Origin of the sequence: Aequorivita sediminis, assembly GCF_032080575.2 — a bacterium.
Lineage (GTDB): Bacteria > Bacteroidota > Bacteroidia > Flavobacteriales > Flavobacteriaceae > Aequorivita > Aequorivita sediminis.
In genome coordinates, this window is record NZ_JAVLSO020000054.1 from 1 (window position 1) to 331 (window position 331).

The 331-nt window shown below is 40.8% G+C and carries 1 tRNA gene; it reads right to left on the minus strand.

The annotated features are described in order from the left end of the window. Positions 1-240: 240 nt before the first annotated feature. Positions 241-317: transfer RNA gene (locus RT250_RS13565), tRNA-Ala, on the minus strand. Positions 318-331: the final 14 nt, after the last annotated feature.

Here is a 331-nt window from a genome sequence, read left to right on the forward strand (position 1 = left end):
TCTGAGAGCCTAGGCATTCCCCATACGCTCTTATTTTGCTTATTGTACTTTTTTGCTCTTTAATGAGTTTATTCATTGCTTAATAATTGATCAATCAACCAAAGGTTAACAACCAAATACTAAGACTTTTATTACTTTTCTCGTATTCTTTAATTACAATATGTCAATGAACTGTCTGGATCCCTGTGTCTCTCAGGCCCGGATAACGGGCAGCTAATGAAAAACAACAGTTGTTGTCCGTGGTGGAGAATATCGGAGTCGAACCGATGACCTCCTGCGTGCAAGGCAGGCGCTCTAGCCAGCTGAGCTAATCCCCCATTTTTTGAAATTC